At 59.1% G+C, this 21,613-nt stretch carries 25 protein-coding genes; 9 read left to right on the forward strand and 16 right to left on the reverse strand.

Features of this window, described 5'->3' with window-relative positions; all coding sequences use genetic code 11:
• Positions 1 to 75: 75 nt before the first annotated feature.
• The 5 genes from ACB035_RS06770 to ACB035_RS06790 form a co-directional block, all read right to left on the reverse strand.
• On the reverse strand, positions 76 to 918 hold the full coding sequence (locus ACB035_RS06770) for an outer membrane protein OmpK (protein WP_069554294.1): 843 nt from the start codon (positions 916 to 918) through the stop codon (positions 76 to 78).
• Between the two features lie 156 nt (positions 919 to 1,074).
• On the reverse strand, positions 1,075 to 2,454 hold the full coding sequence (locus tag ACB035_RS06775) for an MFS transporter (RefSeq protein ID WP_323929746.1): 1,380 nt from the start codon (positions 2,452 to 2,454) through the stop codon (positions 1,075 to 1,077).
• Between the two features lie 172 nt (positions 2,455 to 2,626).
• Positions 2,627 to 3,214 (reverse strand): peptidylprolyl isomerase, encoded by a 588-nt coding sequence (locus ACB035_RS06780; RefSeq protein ID WP_050547831.1) that lies wholly within the window; start codon positions 3,212 to 3,214, stop codon positions 2,627 to 2,629.
• Positions 3,215 to 3,216: 2 nt separating this feature from the next.
• On the reverse strand, positions 3,217 to 3,801 hold the full coding sequence (locus ACB035_RS06785; RefSeq protein WP_005349692.1) for a YajG family lipoprotein: 585 nt from the start codon (positions 3,799 to 3,801) through the stop codon (positions 3,217 to 3,219).
• A 17-nt stretch (positions 3,802 to 3,818) separates the two neighbouring features.
• Positions 3,819 to 4,952 carry a methyltransferase gene (locus tag ACB035_RS06790; RefSeq protein WP_216948125.1) on the reverse strand — a complete coding sequence of 378 codons (1,134 nt, stop codon included), beginning with the start codon at positions 4,950 to 4,952 and terminating at the stop codon, positions 3,819 to 3,821.
• Between the two features lie 204 nt (positions 4,953 to 5,156).
• Here ACB035_RS06790 and ACB035_RS06795 point away from each other — a divergent pair, with 204 nt between their 5' ends.
• The 9 genes from ACB035_RS06795 to nqrM all read left to right on the forward strand — a co-directional run bounded on the left by ACB035_RS06795 (position 5,157) and on the right by nqrM (position 13,016).
• Positions 5,157 to 5,471, forward strand: a complete 315-nt coding sequence (locus ACB035_RS06795) for a BolA family protein (protein WP_371166951.1) — start codon at positions 5,157 to 5,159, stop codon at positions 5,469 to 5,471.
• A gap of 434 nt (positions 5,472 to 5,905) precedes the next feature.
• Positions 5,906 to 7,249: a Na(+)-translocating NADH-quinone reductase subunit A gene (locus ACB035_RS06800; protein WP_005349684.1), complete on the forward strand. Its 1,344-nt coding sequence runs from the start codon at positions 5,906 to 5,908 to the stop codon at positions 7,247 to 7,249.
• A gap of 3 nt (positions 7,250 to 7,252) precedes the next feature.
• The gene (locus tag ACB035_RS06805) at positions 7,253 to 8,482 is read left to right on the forward strand and encodes an NADH:ubiquinone reductase (Na(+)-transporting) subunit B (RefSeq protein WP_005338642.1); all 1,230 of its coding nucleotides are present in this window, start codon (positions 7,253 to 7,255) and stop codon (positions 8,480 to 8,482) included.
• Complete coding sequence (locus ACB035_RS06810; RefSeq protein ID WP_005338643.1) at positions 8,472 to 9,260, forward strand: Na(+)-translocating NADH-quinone reductase subunit C; 789 nt, start codon at positions 8,472 to 8,474, stop codon at positions 9,258 to 9,260. The genes ACB035_RS06805 and ACB035_RS06810 overlap by 11 nt, the downstream gene beginning before the upstream one ends.
• On the forward strand, positions 9,253 to 9,885 hold the full coding sequence (locus tag ACB035_RS06815; RefSeq protein ID WP_005338644.1) for an NADH:ubiquinone reductase (Na(+)-transporting) subunit D: 633 nt from the start codon (positions 9,253 to 9,255) through the stop codon (positions 9,883 to 9,885). The genes ACB035_RS06810 and ACB035_RS06815 overlap by 8 nt, the downstream gene beginning before the upstream one ends.
• 3 nt (positions 9,886 to 9,888) lie before the next feature.
• Positions 9,889 to 10,485 carry an NADH:ubiquinone reductase (Na(+)-transporting) subunit E gene (gene nqrE, locus ACB035_RS06820; protein ID WP_005338645.1) on the forward strand — a complete coding sequence of 199 codons (597 nt, stop codon included), beginning with the start codon at positions 9,889 to 9,891 and terminating at the stop codon, positions 10,483 to 10,485.
• Positions 10,486 to 10,517: 32 nt separating this feature from the next.
• Entirely contained in the window at positions 10,518 to 11,741 is a 1,224-nt protein-coding gene (gene nqrF / locus ACB035_RS06825; RefSeq protein WP_005338656.1) for an NADH:ubiquinone reductase (Na(+)-transporting) subunit F, read from the forward strand.
• Between the two features lie 3 nt (positions 11,742 to 11,744).
• Positions 11,745 to 12,782 carry an FAD:protein FMN transferase gene (locus ACB035_RS06830; protein ID WP_270904741.1) on the forward strand — a complete coding sequence of 346 codons (1,038 nt, stop codon included), beginning with the start codon at positions 11,745 to 11,747 and terminating at the stop codon, positions 12,780 to 12,782.
• 9 nt (positions 12,783 to 12,791) lie between these two features.
• Entirely contained in the window at positions 12,792 to 13,016 is a 225-nt protein-coding gene (gene nqrM, locus ACB035_RS06835; RefSeq protein WP_005338668.1) for a (Na+)-NQR maturation NqrM, read from the forward strand.
• A gap of 73 nt (positions 13,017 to 13,089) precedes the next feature.
• Here nqrM and ACB035_RS06840 read toward each other — a convergent pair whose 3' ends face one another.
• Genes ACB035_RS06840 through ACB035_RS06890 form a run of 11 tightly spaced genes read right to left on the reverse strand, consistent with a single transcriptional unit; the run spans position 13,090 to position 21,597 of the window.
• Complete coding sequence (locus ACB035_RS06840) at positions 13,090 to 13,629, reverse strand: DUF3833 domain-containing protein (RefSeq protein ID WP_139735716.1); 540 nt, start codon at positions 13,627 to 13,629, stop codon at positions 13,090 to 13,092.
• 14 nt (positions 13,630 to 13,643) lie between these two features.
• The gene (locus tag ACB035_RS06845; protein WP_371166952.1) at positions 13,644 to 14,186 is read right to left on the reverse strand and encodes a chalcone isomerase family protein; all 543 of its coding nucleotides are present in this window, start codon (positions 14,184 to 14,186) and stop codon (positions 13,644 to 13,646) included.
• Positions 14,143 to 14,364 (reverse strand): TIGR02450 family Trp-rich protein, encoded by a 222-nt coding sequence (locus tag ACB035_RS06850; protein ID WP_019445887.1) that lies wholly within the window; start codon positions 14,362 to 14,364, stop codon positions 14,143 to 14,145. The genes ACB035_RS06845 and ACB035_RS06850 overlap by 44 nt, the downstream gene beginning before the upstream one ends.
• Positions 14,361 to 14,837, reverse strand: coding sequence for a DUF2878 domain-containing protein (locus tag ACB035_RS06855; protein WP_101530809.1), 477 nt, complete (start codon positions 14,835 to 14,837; stop codon positions 14,361 to 14,363). The genes ACB035_RS06850 and ACB035_RS06855 overlap by 4 nt, the downstream gene beginning before the upstream one ends.
• Positions 14,838 to 14,839: 2 nt before the next feature.
• The gene (locus ACB035_RS06860) at positions 14,840 to 16,096 is read right to left on the reverse strand and encodes a cyclopropane-fatty-acyl-phospholipid synthase family protein (protein ID WP_021230329.1); all 1,257 of its coding nucleotides are present in this window, start codon (positions 16,094 to 16,096) and stop codon (positions 14,840 to 14,842) included.
• The gene (locus ACB035_RS06865; RefSeq protein WP_371166953.1) at positions 16,096 to 16,878 is read right to left on the reverse strand and encodes a DUF1365 domain-containing protein; all 783 of its coding nucleotides are present in this window, start codon (positions 16,876 to 16,878) and stop codon (positions 16,096 to 16,098) included. Before ACB035_RS06865 ends, ACB035_RS06860 begins: the two co-directional genes overlap by 1 nt.
• Positions 16,875 to 18,134, reverse strand: a complete 1,260-nt coding sequence (locus ACB035_RS06870; protein WP_371166954.1) for an NAD(P)/FAD-dependent oxidoreductase — start codon at positions 18,132 to 18,134, stop codon at positions 16,875 to 16,877. Before ACB035_RS06870 ends, ACB035_RS06865 begins: the two co-directional genes overlap by 4 nt.
• Positions 18,131 to 18,865, reverse strand: coding sequence for an SDR family NAD(P)-dependent oxidoreductase (locus ACB035_RS06875; RefSeq protein WP_371166955.1), 735 nt, complete (start codon positions 18,863 to 18,865; stop codon positions 18,131 to 18,133). The genes ACB035_RS06870 and ACB035_RS06875 overlap by 4 nt, the downstream gene beginning before the upstream one ends.
• A complete protein-coding gene (locus ACB035_RS06880) occupies positions 18,862 to 19,290 on the reverse strand; it encodes a nuclear transport factor 2 family protein (RefSeq protein ID WP_043819061.1) in 429 nt (142 codons plus the stop codon). The genes ACB035_RS06875 and ACB035_RS06880 overlap by 4 nt, the downstream gene beginning before the upstream one ends.
• 1 nt (position 19,291) lies before the next feature.
• Complete coding sequence (gene phrB / locus ACB035_RS06885) at positions 19,292 to 20,713, reverse strand: deoxyribodipyrimidine photo-lyase (protein WP_371166956.1); 1,422 nt, start codon at positions 20,711 to 20,713, stop codon at positions 19,292 to 19,294.
• Complete coding sequence (locus ACB035_RS06890; protein WP_371166957.1) at positions 20,710 to 21,597, reverse strand: MerR family transcriptional regulator; 888 nt, start codon at positions 21,595 to 21,597, stop codon at positions 20,710 to 20,712. Before ACB035_RS06890 ends, phrB begins: the two co-directional genes overlap by 4 nt.
• Positions 21,598 to 21,613: the final 16 nt, after the last annotated feature.

A 21,613-nucleotide genomic window follows, 5' to 3' on the forward strand; every position in this document is an offset into this window, starting at 1 on the left:
TCGCGCCACGCTATCTACATCGCGGCCATAAAAAAACCGGAGCAGATGCTCCGGTTTTTTGTACCCCAAGTTTTATTAGAACTTGTAGGTAACAGAGAAGTAGTGGCTGAAGCCGGTGCTCTTCCAAGGAGTACCATCGTATGCAGTGGAACCATCTTTGGTACCATAAGCATCCATAAAGTACTTCAGACCGTAACCAACGGCATAACGATCGGAGTGCCAGTAGATACCGTGGAAAGTAGCCAGGTTGTCGCTGGTACGGTCAGCACGGTCATGGGTATCCAGACCGAACTGATAATCCAGATAGCCTTGGTAGGAGACAAAGCTGCCATTGCCGAAGGTGTAGAAGGGCTTGAACCAGTTCATGGAGAACTGATAACCGTTCCAGTCGCCTTCTTCTTCAGTAAAGAACTGGTTCTCAGTGGAATGACGGGCATACAGGTTCATGCCTACCTTGCCAAACCAAGGAACCATCACATCGGCGCCCAGACCAATCTGATTTTCCATCTGCTTGTCGCCAACGTTGTTCAGGTTGGCAATGTAGAGCTCTTGCACAGGACCAAAGGAGAGATCTTTACCAGTCAGAGCATCCAGAGACATGCGCGGCGCAAACTTCATGAACAGGTTCTGACCATGGTGTTTGTTGCTGTGGCGGGAGTCGAAAATATCGAATACGTCGACATAGCCGTACAGATCAAACAGACCGGAGCGACCACCGAATTCCATTTCAAAATAGGTATCGTTGTAGTCCTCTTCACCGGTGGTGAAAGGGCGCTGGTCGATGGTGTGCATTACGTTGAACTGCATCCACTTGTAGTCATTCTTGTGGATATCACCGCTGTAGTCAGCAGCGAAGGCCGGGGTAGCGGCAGCAGCCAGCAGACCGGCAGCGATCAGAGTCTTGGTAAATTTGGCCATTTTATTGGTCTCTTGTGCGTTAGTTGAGGTTTTCCGTAGCCTGCCCACAAGGAGCGAGAGGGATTCTAATCAAATAAAATTGGGGGTGAAACAACTTCTCGGGAACTTTATCCGGAAGTGTGAATCTAATCACCCCTGATTCTACGCAAACGCTTGCTATTTGTCAGCCGTTGAGAGCAACTCACTCCCTTTTCTGGCGACAAGCACAATCAACAACAACACGGGCAAGCCCAATAAACTGGTTCCGACAAAGAAGGCACTGTAGCCAATCTGCTCCACAACCTGTCCGGAAAAACCGGCCAGCAACTTGGGTAGCAGCAACATTACCGAGCTGAACAGGGCGTACTGAGTGGCCGAAAATGCCACATTGGTCAGGCTGGAGAGATAGGTCACGAAGGCTGCGGTAGCGATACCGGCACTGAGGTTATCCAGCGAGATAATCAGCGTCAGCAGTTCCAGGTTGTGACCAACCTGATTGAGCAAGGCAAACAACAGGTTGGTGCTGGCGGTGAGCAGCGCCCCCAAGAACAGGATGCGCAGCGTGCCGAAGCGCATCACCAGCACGCCCCCCAGCGCAGCGCCCACCAGCGTCATGATGACGCCAAACACCTTGGTAATGGTGGCAACCTCGGTCTTGCTGAACTGCATATCCACATAGAAGCTGTTGGACATCACCCCCATCACCACATCGGCAACCCGATAGCAGGCGATCAGAGCCAGGATCAGCAGCGCCGAGCTGCCATAGCGACGAAAGAAGTCGGCAAACGGACACCAGACCGCCTCATAGCCCCAGGCCCCGGCACTCGCCAGCAGCGCAGGCCACCCTTTATTCAGGAGCTGCGCCTTGCGTTCGGCCTGTTGTTTGCCCTGCTCGGCCAGATCGATATCCGGCTCGTGGCAAAACAGCGTGGTGATGACCCCGAGTGACATCAGGCCCGCCATCACCAGATAGGTAATCTGCCAGCCACGATAGTCATAGCCACTATTGCTACCAAACCAGGCTGCCAGTGCCAGCGCACCGGCGCCCGCCATGATCATCGCCAGCCGGTAACCGGTCATGTAGGAGGCCGCCATCGCCGCCTGTAGCCGCTCGGGAGCAGATTCGATGCGATAGGCGTCGATAACGATATCCTGCGTGGCCGAGGCAAAGGCCACCAGCAGGGCAAACATCGCCAACTGAGCCAGCTCGGTCTTGGGATCGCAGAACGCCATGCCGACCAGCGCGGCGGCAATCAACAGCTGGGAGAAAAACATCCAGCTGCGGCGACGCCCCAGCAGCGTGGAGAGCAACGGCAGCGGCATGCGATCCACCAACGGTGACCACAGCCATTTAAAGCCATAGGCGAGCGCCACCCAGCTCATATAGCCGATATCGGTCAGGCTGACATCGGCCTCGCGCAACCAGAATGAGAGGGTACCGAACACCAGCAGCAGCGGCAGACCCGATGAAAAACCCATGGCAAAGAGAATAAATACCCGAAATTCGAGATAAACGGCGAGGGACTCTCTCCAGCTTGGTTTGCGGATCATGTTCAACTACCTGACAACTTTGGAAAAGTGCGTCATTTTGGCAGGTTGATGGCAGATAGCCAAGGCAAGCAAAGAGATAGGCAAAAGAAGCCCGGATAGAGAAAAGGCCCATCCCGAACGGGATGAGCCTTGTATTGTGACCTGACGAGGCGAGGTGACGAACCGCGTCCGGCGAGGATTACTTGCCCGCTTTCTTGTCGACTTTCTTGTCTGCCGGCGTTTCTGCCAACAAGACCACCTTCTTCAGAATGATGGGACTGGTCGGCACATCGTTGGCGCGCAGAATGGGGCTGTAACCGGTCTGTACCTGAGCCAGCTTGTCCAACACTTCCATCCCCTGAACCACCTGACCGAACACGGTATAACCCGCGGCGCCACCGGCGTTGAGGTTATTGTTGTCGACCAGATTGAAGTAGAACTGGCGAGTAGCGCTGTCGACCGCCTGGGTGCGAGCCATGGCGATGGAGCCACGCTTGTTGGGCAGACCGCCACGCGACTCGTTGACCACAGGCTCATAAGTCGGCAATTGCTGGAACTGCTGGTTGTAGCCCCCACCCTGCACCACGAAATCCTGGATCACCCGGTGGAAGATGCTGCCGTCATAGCTGCCATCAGCCACGTAACGCAGGAAGTTCTTCACCGTCTGGGGCGCCTGCTTGGACGCCAGCTCCACCACGATATTGCCGTGGTTGGTCTCCATTCTGACTTTCGGGCCTGCGAACGCCAGCGGGGCGATCAGCATGGCCAGCAACCAGAGTTTTTTCATCATCAGACCCCTGCACCGTTCGGTTGACCTTTCAGGTAACCGCGCAGCGCATCATCCGCCATGATCTGCTGCAGCACGCTACCCAGTTGCAGGTTCAGTGTAGACTCCAGATCGGCCATACTTGGCTCGCTCGGACTCTCCTTGCTGGAGGACATGTTGAACTGCTTGGTCAGACGGTTGCCCTGAAAATCGGCGATCACCTGCAGGCTGACGCGGGACTTGGTGACATAGGTAAAGGTCTTCTCTTCCACATTGACTGCAGCGTTGGAGATCACCAGCGTCAGGTTGGTGGTGCCACTGTTGCCCACTTCCAGACCCTGGCTGCGCAGACCTTCGGCCAGCCGCTCGGCCATCAGCAGGTTGAGCGGACGCTCGCTGTTGACCAGCACGGGGGCTTTCTCTTTATGTTTGATGGAGAAGACGTAGGCAGCCTCACGCTTGTCTACCCCTTCCATGGTGATGCGATTGCCAGAGTAGTATTGCTGGTTGGCGGGGATCACCTGCGGATTGAGCAGCGCCGTCTCCGGCCAATGAGTGGCACACCCGCCCAGCATCAGGGCGGCCAGCAGCAAGAGTGACTTTTTCATCATGGTTTCCTTTGGCTTTAGCGTTTGATGGCTTTCAAAATAACGAATTTGCTGTTCGACGCAACGACTTGTGCGTTGGCAAACAAGCGCTTGAGTTTGTTGTGATAGTCCAGATGACGGTTGCCTACTATCCAGAGTTCACCCCCCTGAGGCAACACCCGGTGCGCATCGCTGAACATCTGCCAGGCAATATGATCGGTGATCGCCTGTAACTGATGGAAAGGAGGGTTGCAGAGGATCCGATCCGCCGAGCCGACCGCCACCCCGTCGAGACAGTTATTGACCATAAAGCGGGCGCGCGGCAGTGCATCGGGCAGATTGTGCTCGACGTTGAGCTGTGCCGAGGCGACCGCCATATAGGATTCATCGATAAAGGTCACCTCCACCTCGCTGTCTTTGGCGAGCAGCGACAGACCCAGCACCCCGTTGCCACAGCCCAGATCGATCACCTTGCGGGCACTGTGGATGGGCAGGTTGTCCAGCATAAAGCGGGCACCAATATCGAGACTGGTGCGCGAGAAGACGTTGGCATGGTTGTGGATGAGCATGCCACTCCCCTCCAGCGGCCAGACAGTCGGGAAGGGGTTGGCCAGCGCGGGACGTTCTGCCTGCGGCTCGCAGTGAATGAGGCGCGCCTTCTTCCAGGCCAGCGAGGTACGGGTAGGCCCCAGATACTTCTCAAACAACTTGAGGGTGGAGGTATGAATATCCTTCGCCTTGCCGGCAGCGATAACACGGGTTGCCGGTGTCACCACCGCACGCAATGCCAGCAGTTGCTGCTCCAGCAGTGCCTGATATTTGGAGACCTTGATCACCACCAGAGCAGGGGCATCGGGCAGCGGCGCCAGCGCATCCTGCAAGCGGATACCGCCTGCATCCAGTCCGTTTTCGGCCAGATTGGCCAGGGTCGCCCGTTCACTGATGTAAGAGTCGGTGACGCAGCAGGGGGAGTGCGGATGCAGATAGGCGGCCAGCGCGCCAAAACCGTCATTCATGATGATGACGGGGCCCGCCTGCTCAAGGGGGGACTCCGCCAGGGTGTTGATCAGATATTCGTCAGCCGCATCCCAGGCTTGCAGGGTCTCCTGACTCTGGCGCGGATAGCGGTAGAGCGTGAGCTGGCAATGGGGAGTGTCGAGAAGGGTTTGCATAGGAAGAGTCCAACCTCGGCTTGATTCGTGTATACAGGCGCCAGGGGCGACGCAAAGTGGCGCTATTCTAGCGAGGAGCAGGAATTTCACCAGTTCGATGCGCATCAAGGGGGCAACTCACGGGTGATTTCCCTCTTACGGGGGCTTATTCCATCCCGCGACTGCCGATAGAATGGCCCAACATTCACTCTGGAAGCCGATCCGATGACCATCCAACAACTGATTGAAGCCAAGCTGACCGCCGCCCTCTCCCCCTCCGTGCTGGAGGTGATGAACGAGAGCCACATGCACCGTGTGGAACCGGGATCTGAGAGCCACTTCAAGGTGGTGATCGTCAGCGAGCAATTTGCAGGGCAGCGGCTGCTGGCCCGTCATCGTCAGGTCAATTCGGTGCTGGCCGATGAGCTGGCCGGTGCCGTTCATGCACTGGCGTTGCATACCTACACAGAGAGCGAGTGGCAGGAAAAAGGCCACGCCCCGCGCACCCCGAGCTGCGTTGGCAAACCGTCACTCTCCTGAAACCGGTTCTACCACAGGATTCTCCTCGATAACCTGCCAACAAAAATTAAACATATTTCCCCCATTGGCCCCGAAAGGGCTACATCCAAGGGGGTATATTTCGGCATCAAGGCTTTTTGCTGATAGTGGAGACAACGGCAAATACCCCCATCGAGGTATCGAAATAAAAAAACCTTTAAAACCACTACTTACAAGGTGTCGGGGGCTTATTCATTGCAGGTTAATTTTGTGATGGCACGGGGATTTTGCCCATTTGGCATGGCAGAAAATGCACCTTAAGTGGTAAACTCAAGCGCTTTTGAGTGAGCCTGCATGTTGAATAATTGTTGAGCCTGCCCACCTGGCGCAACCACAACATCGACTCATTCAACCACCCGTCGTGATGTATTTCTCGGCGCTAACCAACCTCTCCCGTAACGGTAGTGCAAGTAAGTATGATTACAATCAAAAGAGGACTGGACATCCCCGTGCTGGGTGCGCCAGAGCAAGTAATCTACGATGGCCCCGCCATCACCCGTGTTGCGACACTGGGCGAGGAGTTTGTGGGGATGCGACCTACTATGTTCGTCAAAGTAGGTGATCGCGTCATCAAAGGTCAGGATCTTTTTGAAGACAAGAAGAATCCGGGCGTTAAATTCACAGCTCCTGCCACCGGTGTGGTTTCAGAGATCAACCGTGGTGCCAAACGTGTTCTCCAGTCTGTGGTCATCGACCTCGACGGTTCCGATGAACAGGTGACGTTTGAGCATTTTGCCTCTGCCGAGCTGGCCAAGCTCGAGCGCAGCAAGGTGCAAGAGATCCTGGTCGCATCAGGTCAATGGACTGCGTTGCGTACCCGTCCGTTCAGCAAAGTCCCCGCGGTAGCGTCTGCCCCGCGCGCCATCTTTGTCACTGCAATGGACACCAACCCGCTGGCAGCCGATGCCGAGCTGATTATCAAGGAACAGCCGCAGGCCTTCCTCGATGGTCTGGCCGTATTGACCCGCCTGACCGACGGCGCAGTCTACGTCTGTAAAGGCGAAGGCAGTCTGCCCCACTCTCCGCTGGCTCAGGTCAAGGAAGAGATCTTCGTTGGTCCGCACCCTGCCGGTCTGCCGGGTACCCATATCCACTTCCTGGATCCGGTCAGCAGCACCAAAGTGCAGTGGCACATCAACTATCAGGATGTGATCGCATTCGGCAAGCTGTTCACCACAGGTCAGATCTTCACTGACAAGGTGATCGCGCTGGCTGGCCCGAACGTGCTCAAGCCGCGTCTGCTGCGTACCCGTCTGGGCGCCTGCATCAGTCAGCTCACCAACAATGAGCTGCGTGCCGACGAAAACCGTATCATCTCCGGTTCTATCCTGAGTGGTGCCAAAGCCGAAGGTGTTCACGACTACCTGGGCCGCTACCACAATCAGGTTTGCGTGCTGGGTGAAGGTCGCGAGAAAGAGTTCCTGGGCTGGATCAACCCCAGCGCCAACAAGTTCTCTATCACCCGTACCACCCTCTCTCATCTGATGAAGGGCAAGCTGATCAACTTCACCACCACTACCAACGGTAGTGACCGTTCCATGGTGCCTATCGGCAACTATGAGCGGGTGATGCCACTCGACATCCTGCCGACCCTGCTGCTGCGGGACATGGTCTCCGGCGATACCGACGGTGCGCAAGCACTGGGCTGCCTGGAGCTGGATGAGGAAGATTTGGCGCTCTGTACCTTTGTCTGCCCTGGCAAGACAGAGTACGGCCCGATCTTGCGTGAGTGCCTGACCAAGATTGAACTGGAAGGTTAAGCGATGAGTTTCAAGCAACTTCTTGAAAATATGGAACACCACTTCGAACCGGGTGGAAAGTACGCCAAGTACTATGCCCTGTTCGAAGCGGCATACACCCTGTTCTATACCCCGGGTAGCGTTACCCGCAACGCCTCCCACGTTCGTGATGCGCTCGATCTGAAGCGCATGATGATCATGGTGTGGCTGGCCGTGTTCCCGGCCATGTTCTGGGGCATGTACAACGTTGGTAACCAGGCGATTGCCGCCATTGCCCACATGGGCTCGGCTGCTGGTGCCAGCAGCTGGCAATATGCCCTGGCTACCATGCTGGGCGCCTCCCTCGATCCGGCTGTTGCCGGTATCGGCAGCAAGATGCTGATTGGCGCCACCCACTTCTTCCCAATCTATATCACCGTCTTCTTTGTCGGTGGTTTCTGGGAAGTGCTGTTCGCCATGGTGCGCAAACACGAGATCAACGAAGGCTTCTTCGTGACCTCCATCCTGTTTGCCCTGATCGTGCCGCCCGAGCTGCCACTGTGGCAAGCTGCGCTGGGTATCACCTTCGGTGTGGTGATGGCCAAAGAGGTGTTCGGTGGTACCGGCAAGAACTTCCTGAACCCGGCGCTGGCTGGTCGTGCGTTCCTGTTCTTCGCCTACCCGGGCCAGATCTCCGGTGACGCCGTGTGGGTTGCCGTTGACGGCTTCTCCGGCGCGACTGCCCTGAGCCAGTGGGCCCAAGGCGGCCAGATGGCGCTGATCAACGGTGCAACTGGCCAAGCTATCAGCTGGATGGACGCTTTCCTGGGTAACCTGCCGGGTTCCATCGGTGAAGTCTCTACCCTGATGATTCTGCTGGGTGCCGCCATGATCGTCTACATGCGCATCGCCTCCTGGCGTATCATCGCCGGCGTGATGATCGGTATGATCGCCACCTCCCTGCTGTTCAACGTCATCGGTTCCGATACCAACCCCATGTTCAACATGCCGTGGCACTGGCATCTGGTACTGGGTGGCTTCGCCTTCGGTATGGCCTTCATGGCGACCGACCCTGTCTCCGCAGCCTTTACCAACAAAGGCAAGTGGTGGTATGGCGCCCTGATCGGCGTAATGGTCGTGCTGGTTCGCGTGGTTAACCCTGCGTTCCCGGAAGGCATGATGCTGGCCATTCTGTTTGCGAACCTGTTTGCTCCCCTGTTTGACCACTTCGTCGCTCAGGCAAACATCAAGCGGAGGATTGCTCGTGGCGTTTAATAAAGATTCAACCCTCGGCACCGTCAGCGTGGTCACCGGCCTCTGTCTGGCCTGTTCCATCGTGGTATCCGTTGCCGCTGTGGGCCTGCGTTCTACCCAGCAGGAAAACAAGGCGCTGGACAAGCAGAGCAACATTCTCGCCGTAGCCGGTGTGGATGTAAGCGAAGTGGCCAAGCGCGACCTGGCCAAACTGTATGGCGAGAAGATCGAAGCGCGTCTGGTGGATCTGGCAACCGGTGACTTTGTTGACGGCGATGCCGACAACTTCGACACCAAGCAGGCAGCCAAAGATCCGGCCCGCAGCATCCGTCTTGCCGCCGCTGACGACAAGGCCAGCCTGCGTCAGATCTCCAAGCAGATCCCGGTATTCTTCGCCAAGGATGCCGAAGGCAAGATCGACAGCATCATCCTGCCCATCTACGGTCAGGGTCTGTGGTCGACCATGTATGCCTTCGTCGCCGTTGCCGCTGATGGCCAGACCATCAAGGGCATCACCTACTATGACCACGGTGAAACCCCGGGTCTGGGTGGCGAGATCGAAAACCCGGCCTGGCAGGCGCTGTTCAAGGACAAGAAACTGTTCGACCAAAATGGCATGCCGGCGCTGCGCGTCATCAAGGGCCATGCTCCGGCGGGTTCCGAGCACGAGATCGATGGTCTCTCCGGTGCCACTCTGACCGGTAACGGCGTACAGCATACCTTCGACTTCTGGATGGGTCCCAAGGGCTTCGGTCCTTTCCTGGCCAAGGTTCGTGCAGGAGAAATCAACAATGGCTGACAAGAGCGAAATGAAGAAGTTGCTGTTGACGCCTGTGCTGGGCAACAACCCCATCGCCTTGCAGGTGCTGGGTGTCTGTTCTGCACTGGCGGTTACCAGCCAGATGAAAACTGCGTTTGTAATGACCCTCGCGGTCATGGCGGTCACCGCCTTCTCAAACCTGTTCATCTCCCTGATCCGCAACCAGATCCCGAACAGCGTCCGGATCATCGTGCAGATGGCGATCATCGCCTCACTGGTTATCGTGGTTGACCAGGTGCTCAAGGCGTACGCCTATGACATCTCCAAGCAACTGTCGGTCTTCGTGGGTCTGATCATCACCAACTGTATCGTAATGGGCCGCGCTGAAGCATACGCCATGAAGAGTGCCCCGCTGCCCTCCTTCCTGGATGGTATCGGCAACGGTCTGGGCTATGGCGCCATTCTGCTGAGTGTCGCAACCGTGCGTGAACTGCTGGGCTCCGGCACCTGGTTCGGCATCGAGCTGCTGCCGCTGGTGAACAACGGTGGCTGGTATGTGCCCAACGGCCTGCTGCTGCTGCCGCCGAGTGCATTCTTCATCATTGGTCTGATCATTTGGGGCGTTCGCACCAAGGATCCCAAGCAGGTGGAGGCGAAGGATTAAGGTATGGAACACTATCTGAGTCTGTTGATTAAATCGATCTTCATCGAAAACCTGGCACTCTCCTTCTTCCTGGGGATGTGTACCTTCCTGGCGGTGTCCAAGAAGGTAAAGACCTCCATGGGTCTGGGTATTGCCGTTATTGTGGTGCAGACCATCGCGGTTCCTGCCAACAACCTGATCTACAACTACGTGCTTAAAGATGGCGCTCTGGTATCCGGTCTGGATCTGAGCTTCCTGAGCTTCATCACCTTCATCGGTGTGATTGCAGCACTGGTACAGATCCTGGAGATGGCGCTGGACAAGTACTTCCCGGCACTCTACAACGCGCTGGGTATCTTCCTGCCGCTCATCACCGTGAACTGCGCCATCTTCGGTGGCGTCTCCTTCATGGTGCAGCGTGACTACAACTTCATGGAGTCTGTGGTCTACGGTGTGGGTTCAGGGGCAGGCTGGATGCTGGCGATCGTTGCGCTGGCAGGTATCCGCGAGAAGATGAAGTATTCCGATGTTCCGGAAGGCCTGCGCGGTCTGGGCATCACCTTCATCACCGCCGGTCTGATGGCGCTGGGCTTCATGTCCTTCTCTGGTATCTCCCTGTAATCGGCTTTCCTGCAATCAGAAAGGAACGATAGATGGAAATTATTTTGGGTGTGGTCATGTTTACCGTGATCCTGCTGGCACTGGTGGCAGTCATTCTGTTCGCCAAGTCCAAGCTGGTGACCGCGGGCGACGTGACAATCAGCATCAATGGTGACCCGGCCAAGGCTGTGACCAGCCCGGCCGGTGGCAAGCTGCTCGGCGTGCTGGCTGGCAGCGGTATCTTCGTCTCCTCCGCCTGTGGCGGCGGTGGCTCCTGCGGCCAGTGCAAGGTACGGGTGAAATCCGGTGGCGGCGACATTCTGCCGACCGAACTGGATCACATCAGCAAGGGCGAAGCCCGTCATGGCGAGCGTCTGGCCTGTCAGGTTACCGTTCGCTCCGACATGGATATCGAACTGCCGGAAGAGATCTTCGGGGTGAAGAAGTGGGAATGTACTGTTATCTCCAACGATAACAAGGCCACCTTCATCAAGGAGCTCAAGCTGCAGATCCCCGATGGCGAGAGCGTGCCGTTCCGCGCCGGTGGTTATATCCAGATTGAAGCCCCGGCTCACCACGTGCACTACAAGAACTTCGATATTCCCGAGGAGTATCGCGGTGACTGGGATCGCTTCAAGATTTTTGAGCTGGAGTCCAAGGTCGATGAGCCGATCATCCGTGCCTACTCCATGGCCAACTATCCGGAAGAGTTCGGCATCATCATGCTGAACGTGCGTATCGCGACCCCGCCCCCGAGCAACTGGACTGCCCCTCCGGGACAGATGTCCTCCTACATCTTCAGCCTCAAGGCTGGCGACAAGGTGACTATCTCCGGTCCGTTCGGTGAGTTCTTCGCCAAAGATACCGATGCCGAAATGGTATTCATCGGTGGTGGTGCAGGTATGGCGCCGATGCGTTCCCATATCTTCGACCAGCTGCGTCGCCTGAAGTCCAAGCGCAAGATGAGCTTCTGGTACGGTGCCCGTTCCAAGCGCGAAATGTTCTATGTCGAAGATTTTGACATGCTCGCCGCCGAGAACGAGAACTTCACCTGGAACGTCGCCCTGTCCGATCCGCAACCGGAAGACAACTGGGACGGCTACACCGGCTTCATCCACAACGTGCTCTACGAGAACTATCTCAAGAACCACGAAGCACCGGAAGATTGCGAGTTCTACATGTGTGGACCTCCGGTGATGAACGCTGCCGTCATCAACATGCTCAAAGATTTGGGCGTTGAAGACGAAAACATCCTGTTGGATGACTTTGGTGGTTAATCCATGCACAGTGTTGTAAAGACCTGGCTAGCCTTCGGGCTAGCCTTTTTCTTGACTGGGTGCGGTCAGGAGACGGTCCAATCCAAACCGGAGATCCACATCACCGGTAGCACCATGGGCACTTACTACTCCATCAAGGTGGCGGACAGCGCCATCAGCGATCCGGCCAAGCTTCAAGCTGAGGTCGATGTCTTGCTGGAGCGGGTCAACGACCAGATGTCGACCTATCGCCCCGATTCCGAACTGTCGCGCTTCAACCAGAGCCGTGACAACAAACCGGTAGTGGTCTCCCGCGATACCGCACGGGTCGTCACAGAGGCCATTCACATTGGCCGTGAGAGCCAGGGGGCGCTGGACGTCACCGTTGGCCCCTTGGTCAATCTGTGGGGCTTTGGCCCGGACAAGAAGCCGACCAAGGTCCCTTCCGACGAGCTGATCACCCAGACTCGCCAGAAGACCGGTCTGGGCAACCTGCACGTCACCACCTCGGTGGATGCCGATACCCTGCAAAAAGACATTCCGGATCTCTACGTTGACCTCTCCGCCATCGCCAAGGGCTTTGGTGTGGACAAGGTAGCCGAGTATCTGGAGTCACTGGGTGCGCGCAACTATCTGGTGGAGATTGGCGGCGAGCTGCGGATCAATGGCGTCAACGGCAAGGGTCACCCCTGGCGCGTGGCCATCGAGAAGCCCACCGCAGGCACCGGCACGGTGCAAGAGGTGATCGTGCCCGGTGACAACGGGGTGGCTACCTCCGGCGATTACCGCAACTACTATGAACTGGATGGTCAGCGCTTCTCCCACACCATAGATCCGCGCAGCGGCAAGCCGATCCAGCACCGTCTGGTATCGGTCACCGTGATCCACCCCTCCTGCATGACCGCAGACGGGTTGGCCACCGTGTTTATGGTGATGGGGACCGAGAAGAGCCTGGCCTATGCCAACGAGCGCGGCCTGGCGATCTTCGTGATCACCAAGACGGACAACGGCTTTGAAGAGGCTTACTCCGATGCCTTCAAGCCCTATCTGGTCAAGAAGTAAGAGGTAGAGATGCAGATTTTTCTGATCACCTTCGGGGTATTCATGCTGGTGATAGCCGCCATGGCTATCGGTTACATCTTCCAGAAGAAGACCATCTCCGGCTCCTGTGGCGGTCTGGGTAGCGTCGGCATCGAGAAAGAGTGCGATTGCCCGGAACCCTGCGACAACCGCAAGAAGAAGATGGCCAAGGAAGAGGCCCGTCGCAAGATGCTGGAAGAGAACCGCATCATCTGATGACTCTGGTTTTTCGGTAAACAAAAGCGCGCCATCGGCGCGCTTTTTACTGGCCGTTATCTTGCGTTAACGGTCAGGGCTGACGTTCGATATAGAGGATCACTTCGCCAAGATGGATACCGAACTTGCTGATCTCGGCACGATTGATCAGACGATCTTCGTCCAGCAGGTACATCCAGTCATCGAAGCTCACCCGCACCACCTCGCCATCCGGCAGCGCCAGATCGAGCTGATAACGCCAGTTGAGGGCAAACCCTTCGCTTTTACCCATCGCCTCCCCCACCACATCGGAAGCAGTACCTCGCCAGTGACCGTCAACCCCCTTGCTCAGATACCAGGTACGAGTCTGTTGGCGGCCATCATCAAAGTAGAACTGCTCGAACAGCTCTCCCTTGCCATCTTTCCAACGACCCACCATCTCGACCCGAAAGCGACTGGTCACTTCGCCGCTGCGGTCGGTCACCAGGCCGTGAGCCACCAATTTGCCGTTGAAGAAACGGGCGAGATCCCAGTTTGGCCCCTGCCCACGATAGTCATCGAGACTGGCACCACAACCACTCAGCAGCAAAAAGGGGAGCAACAGCAACCAGCGGTATGCACGATAGAAAGACATCAAAGACTCCATGTTCAGGGTTGGCCACGCAGGCGGCGGGTCAGGGCGGGATCGCGGCTATTGTCAGCCAGCCAGATGGCGAGAAAAGCGGCCGAGAATTGCGGATCGGCCAGGGTGCCGAGGGGTTTCTCCTGCCACCAGAAGTGGCCTGCCCCGCCCTTGTCGACATAGAAGGTGAGCTTGTCGCCTGCCTGCACATCGGGCCAGAGTGCAGCGAGCTGGCCGAGCCAGCGCTGACGCTCGGCGTCAGAGCCAAGACCGAGTCGCTGCCACTCGGCGGCAGTGGCGCTCAGCAGATCTTCCCGCTCGATGGATCTGGCATAGGTGAGGGTCAGGGCCTGCGGATAGTGACCGGGCTGATAGCGCCCGCTTTCACTGTAGAGGGTGGCATCGTAGAGCTTGAACCAGAGCCAGTTCATCTCCCCCTGCCCGACCGGGCGCAGCTGCTGCCAGGGGGAGGCAGAGGCCTGCACTGCGGTTGCAGCCAAGAGCGTAAACGCCAGCAGTAGCGGGTTAATTCCACCCCATATGCCAGTGGTTGGGGTCTTCCAGTTCATGCCAGTCCATCTCCTGTTCCTGCAGGGTGTTGATATCCTGCATCACCACCTGCACCAGCCGACCTTGCGCATCCCGCTGGCAGGCAACCACCAGATAGAAGCGATCAGTCAGCTCATGCTGGCTCTCTTTGGTCCATTTGGAAAAAAGCAACGAGTCGGTCGAAAAGGTGTTTGTCATGACTCACCCTCCAGCTTGACCATTACCCACAGGAGTACGGGTAACCACCACATCCAGATCACAGCCAGCAGCGCCGAACTGATCCAGATGCCCCAGGGTAAGTTTACTGCCCCCATGGCGGCCCCCGCCACATAGGAGGAAGCACCGCCAAATACGCCAAACAGCGCCTGCTGCCAGCGAGGCAAGCGCAACAGCCAGCGCATACCGTGGGCCAGCGTCAGGGCAAAACCGAGCCAGAGCAGTACCAGCCAGAGGGGAAAACCGGACGGAAACCGGAACAGGCCGAGCTGCCAGAGCAGGACATCCAGCAGACAGCCGGCCACCGCGATGGGGAGCAGCCGCCAGTCACGCTGGCGGCTGGGTGAGAAGAGAAAGTGCAGCAGCAACATTGCCAGCAGCGGGCCCGGCTGCTGCCACTTCACCGCCAGCAACCAGTAGAGGTTGAACCCCAGCAGGTGAGCCCACTGCCACATGGTCAGTGACCGCTTACTGGCACATCACCCGACCAGCCCGCAGGTCCGGGCTTGGCGGCCTCCAGCTGCACCAGACTGATGGTGCGCTCCCAGAATCCCCCCTCGCAATAGGCGAAGTAGAAGTGCCACAACCGGATGAAATCCTGGCTGTAACCGAGCTTGGGCAGCTCGGGCGCCAGCGCCAGAAAGCGATCGCACCAGTGAGCCAGGGTGCGGGCATAGTGATGGCCGTGATCGTGCAACCGCACCAGCTGCATGTCGGTCTCCCGCGCCAGCAAACCCGCCATCTGGGAGACACTCGGCAGGCAGCCACCGGGGAAGATGTAGCGCTGGATGAAATCAACCCCGCGCAGATACTGGGCATGGCGCTGATCGGCGATGGTGATGGCCTGGATGAGCAGGCGACCACCGGGCTTGAGCAGCCGTGACAACTGGCGGAAATAGTCGGGCAGGAAGGCGTGGCCCACCGCCTCGATCATCTCGATGGAGACCAGCTTGTCATAGGTCCCCTCCAGCTTGCGGTAATCCTCCAGCAGCAAGGTGATGCGATCCCCCAGCCCCTCCCGCGCAATCCACTCCTTGGCATAGTCATGTTGGGCCCGGGAGATGGTAGTGGTCGTCACCCGGCAGCCATAGTGGCGGGCGGCATAGACGGCGAGGCCGCCCCAGCCGGTACCGATCTCCAGCAGATGGTCGTCAGGCCCCAGCGCCAGCCGCTCGCAGATGGTGCGCAGCTTGGCCTGCTGCCCCTCTTCGAGAGTGGCCTCGGCGCTCGGATAGATGGCGCTCGAGTACTGCATATGGCTGTCGAGAAACCCCTGATAGAGGGTATTACCGAGATCGTAGTGGGCGGCGATGTTGGATCGCGAACCTGTCAGAGTATTGCGGTTGAGCCAGTGGCGCACCTTGTTGAAGGGGAAGCTGAGCCAGCCGAGGCGCCGCTCGAGGGAGTCGAGCAGGGTCAGGTTGCGGGCCAGCAGCCGCACCAGCGCCACCGGATCCGGGCTGGTCCAGAGCCCCTCCACCCAGGTTTCCCCAGCGGCAATGCTGCCCCCCAGCAACAGGCGACGATAGAAGGCCGGATCCTGCACCACCAGTTCGGCATGCAGATCGGTACCCGCGACGCCAAAGCTGTGGCGCTCACCGCCATCCCGCAGCAACAGCTGGCCATGTTCTAGGCGACCCAGCAGATTGAGCAGCAGTTGTCTGGCCCCCTTGTCGATGAAAGAGGCAGAGAGGGTTGATTGAGCAAGTTCCATTAGCGGCTCTCCGGATGGGTAAATATCGGGGTTCGTTTGATAAAAAGACGCAGGGCCTGCCAGTAGATCCCGAGCAGCACCTTCATGGTCATCCATGGCCAGCGGGCCAGCAGAGCCACCAGCCCCTTGCGCGACAGCGGTTCGCGAGTGAGCGCCAGGGTTGCGTCAAACAGCTTAGCTTCACCGGATACGGGATGACTCTCGATGTGGATCAGTGTCTCCTGCGCGGGCGGCCTGATCCGCCAGTGATAACGCATCGCCAGCCCCATAAAGGGGGAGACGTGAAAATCCTTGTCATGGGGTGCCAGCGCCGCCAGATCCAGCAGGTAGTAGTGACGCTCGTTCCAGGGAGTGTTCGACACCTCTGCCAGCAGATAGCGCGCCTCGCCCTGCCGGTAGCAGAAGTAGAAGTTGACCGGGCTGAAGTAGAACCCCAGACAGCGCACATTGCCGAGCAGCAGCACCCGCCCCTCGGGCTCGGCATCGCCACCCAGCTCGCTCACCTTCTGCCACACCGCCTGCTTGAGGCTTCCCTCACTCCCCTTGAGATAGTCATGGCGGTGAAACGAGAGCAGCCCAGCCCGCTCCACCCCGAACCAGCGCCCCTGATCGAGCTGCGGCAGCTCGTCGAGATCCAGTCCCAGCATAAAGAGGCTGTAGGAGAAGGCGTGAGCCCGCGGTGCGAAACGGCGGTGGCGTACCGAGCCCTGCCAGATGGCGCTGGTGACGCCAGCCAGTTCGTCGGCACCCTCATGTGCGGTGGCCACGGTGGCGCCGTTCATAGCTCGGCTCCGAAGCGCCTGGCGACATCCAGCGCGCTGCGCACCCCATCCTCATGGAAGCCGTTGTACCAGTAGGCGCCGCAGAAGTGGGTGTGCTGCTGGCCGCAGATCTCCGCGCGCCGCTGCTGGGCGGCGATGGAGGCCTGATTGAACACTGGATGGTGGTAGACGAAGCGGCGCAGTACCTTGCTCTCATCCACCTTGCCCTTGGGATTGAGGCTGACGCAGAAGGGCTCTGGCGAGTTCACCCCCTGCAGGATGTTCATGTTGTAGCTCACCAGCGGCCGCGCCTCATCGTTGCCATCGAGCTGATAGTTCCAGCTGGCCCATGCCTTGCGGCGGGTGGGCAGGCAGCGCACATCGGTATGGAGCCAGACATCGTTGGCCTGATAGGGCATGTCGCCGAGGATGGCCTGCTCCCGCTCGCCGGGATCCGCCAGCAGCACCAGCGCCTGATCGCTATGGCAGGCGAAGATCACCTCGTCAAACCGCTCCTCACCATAACTGCTCTGGATCACCACACCGTCCGCGTCCCGCCGTACGCTCTGCACCGGACAGGCGAGGCGGATCTGCGACTGCCAACCCGCGGTAAGGGGGCCGATATATTCCCGCGAGCCACCCGGGATCACGTACCACTGGGGGCGATTGGCCACATCCAGCAGACCGTGGTTGGCAAAAAAGCGCAGGAAGAAGCCAAGGGGGAAGGCGCGCATATCGGCCAGGGTCGATGACCAGATTGCCGCCCCCATCGGCAAGATGTAGTGGCGGGCGAAGTAGTCGCTAAACTCCCCCGCCAGCAGAAAGTCTCCCAGCGTCAGCTCGGGGCCAGCCCCCTGATGTTGACCATCTGCTAGCCAGGCCCGTGCCTCCCGGTTGAAGCGCAAAATCTCGCCAACAAAACCGTAGAAACGGGGGCTCAACAGATTGCTGCGCTGGGCAAACAGGGTGTCGAGGTTGTGGCCGTTATACTCCAGCCCCTCCGGGCTCTTCACCGAGAAGCTCATCTCGGCCGGTTGGCGCGCCATGCCGATCCGCGCCAGCAACTTCAAGAAGTTGGGGTAGGTGCGATCGTTGAAGACGATAAAGCCGGTGTCGATGGCATAGCTGCGGCCAGCCTGATTCACATCGACGGTCGCAGTATGGCCGCCCAGAGTCGGCGCCGCCTCGAACAGGGTGATGTCATGGAGTTTGTGGAGCAGAAAACCGGCGGTGAGCCCCGAGATCCCTGAACCGACGATGGCGATCTTTTTCTTCATGAATGACTTCCTTTCGATACGAGTGCGCGGCCAAGGCGCAGCCAGAGCCCCACCGGCAGCGCACCAAGCAGGCGCAGCAACCAGATGAAACGGCGGGGAAAGTGGATCTGGTGACGACCAGCGGTCAGCCCGTCCATGATGGCGCGGGAGGCCTGCTCCACCGTCACCAGACAGGGCATGGGAAAATCATTTTTGGCGGTGAGCGGCGTCTGGACAAAGCCGGGGCGGATCAGGGTCACCCCGATCCCTTTGCTGGCCAAATCGAGGCGCAAGGTATCCGCCAGATAGTCGAGGGCCGCCTTAGAGGCGCCATAGGCCTCGGCTCGCGGCAGCGGCAGCCAGCTCACCGACGAGCTGACGATGGCCAGCCGAGATCCAGCCCCGAGCAACGGCAAGAAGGCGGCCAGCGCATGGCCTGTGGCGGTCAGATTGGTGTCGATGACACGGGCAAACAGCTCGCTGTCAAACCCATCGCCGACATCCATGTACTCGCAGTTGCCTGCGTTAAGGATCAGCAGATCGAGGGATGGCAGCGTAGCAGCCACCCCGTTCATAGCGGCCAGATCCCGGGCATCGAACTGCAGCGGCGTGACACCGTGCAGCCCCAGCGCCTGCAGCCGTTCACCATCGCGGCCACAACCCCACACCTGCCAGCCTGCCCGCCGGTAATCCAGCGCCAGCTGACGACCTATGCCAGAGGTCGCGCCTGTAATAAGCACTCGGCCGCTCATGCGCCAAGCCTCATCTTGATAGTGCGCACCACGGGCCCGAGCAGCGGCAACTGCTCGTAGAGCATGGCGCCCAGGTCAAAATAGTCCCGGTGCTGGCACACCTTGCCCGCCTCGTCGAATTCGAGGCGGGTGGCCCCCTCCACCGTCACCGGCTCACCACCACGCAATCTGGGGTGAGAGAAGGTCATAGTCCAGCCGAGCCAGGCCTGCGGCCCTTGCTGCTGCTGACTGGTGATGACGAAACGGCAGTAGGCGAGGCGCTGATAGAGGGCGGCAAAATAGTCGCCAAGGGCCGCCAGCCCCTCAATGCGGTGAGCTGGGTCGGTAAAGACCACCTGTTCGGCATAGACCTCGGGCAAGCGGTGCAACTGCTGTTTGTCCAGTTGCTGATAGAGGCCAATAAAGCGGGCCAGCGGCTCGTTCATCCTATTTCTCCAGAGAGCGAAACATCTCGATGGCTCTCACCCGGGCAACGGCGTGATCCACCATAGGTGCCGGATAATCCTGTCGCCCCTTGAGTCGCAGCCAGTCGTGGGGCTGATGCACATAAGCGGCGGGAATATCGGCAAGTTCAGTTACCCAGGTACGGATAAACTCCCCTTGTGGATCAAATCGTTGCCCCTGAGTGGTGGGGTTGAATACCCGAAAATAGGGCGCCGCATCGGCGCCGGTACCCGCCGCCCACTGCCAGCCGCCGTTGTTGGCCGCCAGATCTCCGTCGATGAGCCTACTCATGAAGTAATCCTCCCCGAGCCGCCAGTGGATATGGAGATCCTTGGTGAGAAAACTCGCCACTATCATCCGCAGCCGGTTGTGCATCCAGCCGGTGGTGTTGAGACAGCGCATCGCCGCATCGACGATGGGGTAGCCGGTGCGCCCCTCGCTCCAGGCGGCGAAGGCATCCGGGTCCCAGCTCCACGGCAAGGCTGCCGTCTCGGGTTTGAAGGGGTGATTCATGGAGAGGGTCGGGATCAGCACCAGCAGGTGGCGATAGAACTCGCGCCAGACCAGCTCATTGAGCCAGACAAAGCCGGGCTGGGCCTTGGACTGGGGCCGATAGCCAAGCCGCTGCTGAAGCGCCGCCACACACTGACGAGGACTGATGATGCCCGCCGCCAGATAGGGGGAGAGCACGGACGTGCCCGCGATGGCAGGAAAATCACGGGTCTCGCCATAGTCGAGCACTGCCTGTTCCAGAAAAATGTTCAAACGGCGCAGAGCTTCTGCCTCCCCCACCGGCCAGCGTGGATCAGCCGTCAGCTCGCCGAGCGCTTCATCAACCCACTCCCGCTCGGCCAGCGGCTGCCACGGCAAGGGCTCACCACGGCGCGCAGGTGCGCGATGAATGACAAAACCCTCTTCGTCGAGGGCCTTGAGCCAGGCGCGGCTGAAGGGGGTGAACACCTTGAACATCTCACCCGAGCCGGTCAGCACCTTCCCCGGCGGCAATACGCAACAGCCGTTGAGCCAGTGACAGCTCACCGCCTGCTCAGCCAGCGCGGCGCTGACGGCGTGATCGCGGCGCTGCTCGTCGATCTCGATAGCCTGATTGGCATAGAGCTGGGTCACCCCCTGCTCGCGGCAGAGGTCTGCCAACGCAGCGGGCGCCTCGGCAAAGGTCTCCACTCGCAGCAGATGGAGCGGAATGCCGAGGGCCGCCAGCTCGTGCCCCAATTCATCTACCTGCGCCAACATAAAGCGCTGACGGATGGGGGCCATTTTGTGCTGCCGCCACTGGGCAGGAGAGATGATAAAGAGCGCGGCGACCGGTCCATCACCGGCGCAGGCATGCCGCAGCGCGGGGTTGTCGGCAAGGCGCAGATCATTGCGAAACCAGACCAGCTTCATGATTTTTTCCTCCCGCGTCCGCTGGTGCCAGCAGCATCTGGGGCATCCGCCATCAGCTCGGCAAGGCTCGCCTGCCAGCCATGGGCTTTAAGCCACTCATCGTCGTAGAGGCGCCCCAGTTCGCCAAACAGGCGTGTGCCTGCAGGCCACCCGGCGGCCAGTTCCTGTTTGCCAAGACCGGTCCCCAGCAGCACCAGCCAGGGGGTAACGGCACGCCCCTCCAGCAGGCTGGCATGCCGCGGCTCGACCGCCCCCAGCAGTTGCACCTCATAGCCCAGGCCGATCAGCTCGTAGGCGGCCCAGACCAGATCGAGGGGGCCGACCTGTCCCCAGCTCGCCAGCGTGATCGACACGCCCTTCTCCTGCTCGATCAGGTGGCGGGCGAAGCGGGTATGGAGCCAGCCCAGCCACACCTGTTGCAGCAACTCGCCATCGGGCCGTTCACGCCACAACCCCAGCAGCCGCTCCACCAGCGGTTGCAGTATCCGGCTGCGTACCAGCTCGAACGGGTAGCTCGCCAGCAGATCGTTGAGCTCAGCCTCCGCCTTGCGCTGGTTGAAGGCGAGTAACGCCTGACTGAACTGCTCCAGGGTCTGCTGCCAATGATCGCTCACTGGCTCGGAATGGGGTTCGCTCAAGAGCCCCTTCACCTGCCCGATGCTCACCCCCCGCTCCAGCCAGCTCAGGATCTCGCCGATCTGGCGAATATCCTGCTCGCTGTAGAGGCGGTGGCCCTTTTCGGTGCGGGCCGGTTGCACCAGACCATAGCGGCGCTGCCAGGCGCGCAGGGTCACGGCGTTGACACCGGTGAGGCGGGAGACCTCGCGAATGGGGTAGATCCCCTCATCAGCGAGATGAGCAACTTCTTGCGATAAATCAGACATACAACGTCCATCAAAC

The organism is Aeromonas sp. S12(2024) (assembly GCF_041402305.1).
Lineage (GTDB): Bacteria > Pseudomonadota > Gammaproteobacteria > Enterobacterales > Aeromonadaceae > Aeromonas > Aeromonas veronii.

Excerpts from the sequence above, each read along its gene's own strand:
- ACB035_RS06800 (WP_005349684.1), top strand. The coding sequence starts at position 5,906 with ATGATTACAATCAAAAGAGGACTGGACATCCCCGTGCTGGGTGCGCCA.
- ACB035_RS06890 (WP_371166957.1), bottom strand. The coding sequence starts at position 21,597 with ATGTCTGATTTATCGCAAGAAGTTGCTCATCTCGCTGATGAGGGGATC.
- ACB035_RS06850 (WP_019445887.1), bottom strand. The coding sequence starts at position 14,364 with ATGACAAACACCTTTTCGACCGACTCGTTGCTTTTTTCCAAATGGACC.
- ACB035_RS06855 (WP_101530809.1), bottom strand. The coding sequence starts at position 14,837 with ATGTGGCAGTGGGCTCACCTGCTGGGGTTCAACCTCTACTGGTTGCTG.
- ACB035_RS06790 (WP_216948125.1), bottom strand. The coding sequence starts at position 4,952 with ATGCAAACCCTTCTCGACACTCCCCATTGCCAGCTCACGCTCTACCGC.
- ACB035_RS06770 (WP_069554294.1), bottom strand. The coding sequence starts at position 918 with ATGGCCAAATTTACCAAGACTCTGATCGCTGCCGGTCTGCTGGCTGCT.
- ACB035_RS06815 (WP_005338644.1), top strand. The coding sequence starts at position 9,253 with ATGGCTGACAAGAGCGAAATGAAGAAGTTGCTGTTGACGCCTGTGCTG.
- ACB035_RS06840 (WP_139735716.1), bottom strand. The coding sequence starts at position 13,629 with ATGTCTTTCTATCGTGCATACCGCTGGTTGCTGTTGCTCCCCTTTTTG.
- ACB035_RS06880 (WP_043819061.1), bottom strand. The coding sequence starts at position 19,290 with ATGAACGAGCCGCTGGCCCGCTTTATTGGCCTCTATCAGCAACTGGAC.
- ACB035_RS06845 (WP_371166952.1), bottom strand. The coding sequence starts at position 14,186 with ATGAACTGGAAGACCCCAACCACTGGCATATGGGGTGGAATTAACCCG.
- ACB035_RS06805 (WP_005338642.1), top strand. The coding sequence starts at position 7,253 with ATGAGTTTCAAGCAACTTCTTGAAAATATGGAACACCACTTCGAACCG.
- ACB035_RS06860 (WP_021230329.1), bottom strand. The coding sequence starts at position 16,096 with ATGGAACTTGCTCAATCAACCCTCTCTGCCTCTTTCATCGACAAGGGG.
- nqrM (WP_005338668.1), top strand. The coding sequence starts at position 12,792 with ATGCAGATTTTTCTGATCACCTTCGGGGTATTCATGCTGGTGATAGCC.
- phrB (WP_371166956.1), bottom strand. The coding sequence starts at position 20,713 with ATGAAGCTGGTCTGGTTTCGCAATGATCTGCGCCTTGCCGACAACCCC.
- ACB035_RS06785 (WP_005349692.1), bottom strand. The coding sequence starts at position 3,801 with ATGAAAAAGTCACTCTTGCTGCTGGCCGCCCTGATGCTGGGCGGGTGT.
- nqrF (WP_005338656.1), top strand. The coding sequence starts at position 10,518 with ATGGAAATTATTTTGGGTGTGGTCATGTTTACCGTGATCCTGCTGGCA.
- ACB035_RS06875 (WP_371166955.1), bottom strand. The coding sequence starts at position 18,865 with ATGAGCGGCCGAGTGCTTATTACAGGCGCGACCTCTGGCATAGGTCGT.
- ACB035_RS06865 (WP_371166953.1), bottom strand. The coding sequence starts at position 16,878 with ATGAACGGCGCCACCGTGGCCACCGCACATGAGGGTGCCGACGAACTG.
- ACB035_RS06780 (WP_050547831.1), bottom strand. The coding sequence starts at position 3,214 with ATGAAAAAACTCTGGTTGCTGGCCATGCTGATCGCCCCGCTGGCGTTC.
- nqrE (WP_005338645.1), top strand. The coding sequence starts at position 9,889 with ATGGAACACTATCTGAGTCTGTTGATTAAATCGATCTTCATCGAAAAC.
- ACB035_RS06795 (WP_371166951.1), top strand. The coding sequence starts at position 5,157 with ATGACCATCCAACAACTGATTGAAGCCAAGCTGACCGCCGCCCTCTCC.
- ACB035_RS06870 (WP_371166954.1), bottom strand. The coding sequence starts at position 18,134 with ATGAAGAAAAAGATCGCCATCGTCGGTTCAGGGATCTCGGGGCTCACC.
- ACB035_RS06830 (WP_270904741.1), top strand. The coding sequence starts at position 11,745 with ATGCACAGTGTTGTAAAGACCTGGCTAGCCTTCGGGCTAGCCTTTTTC.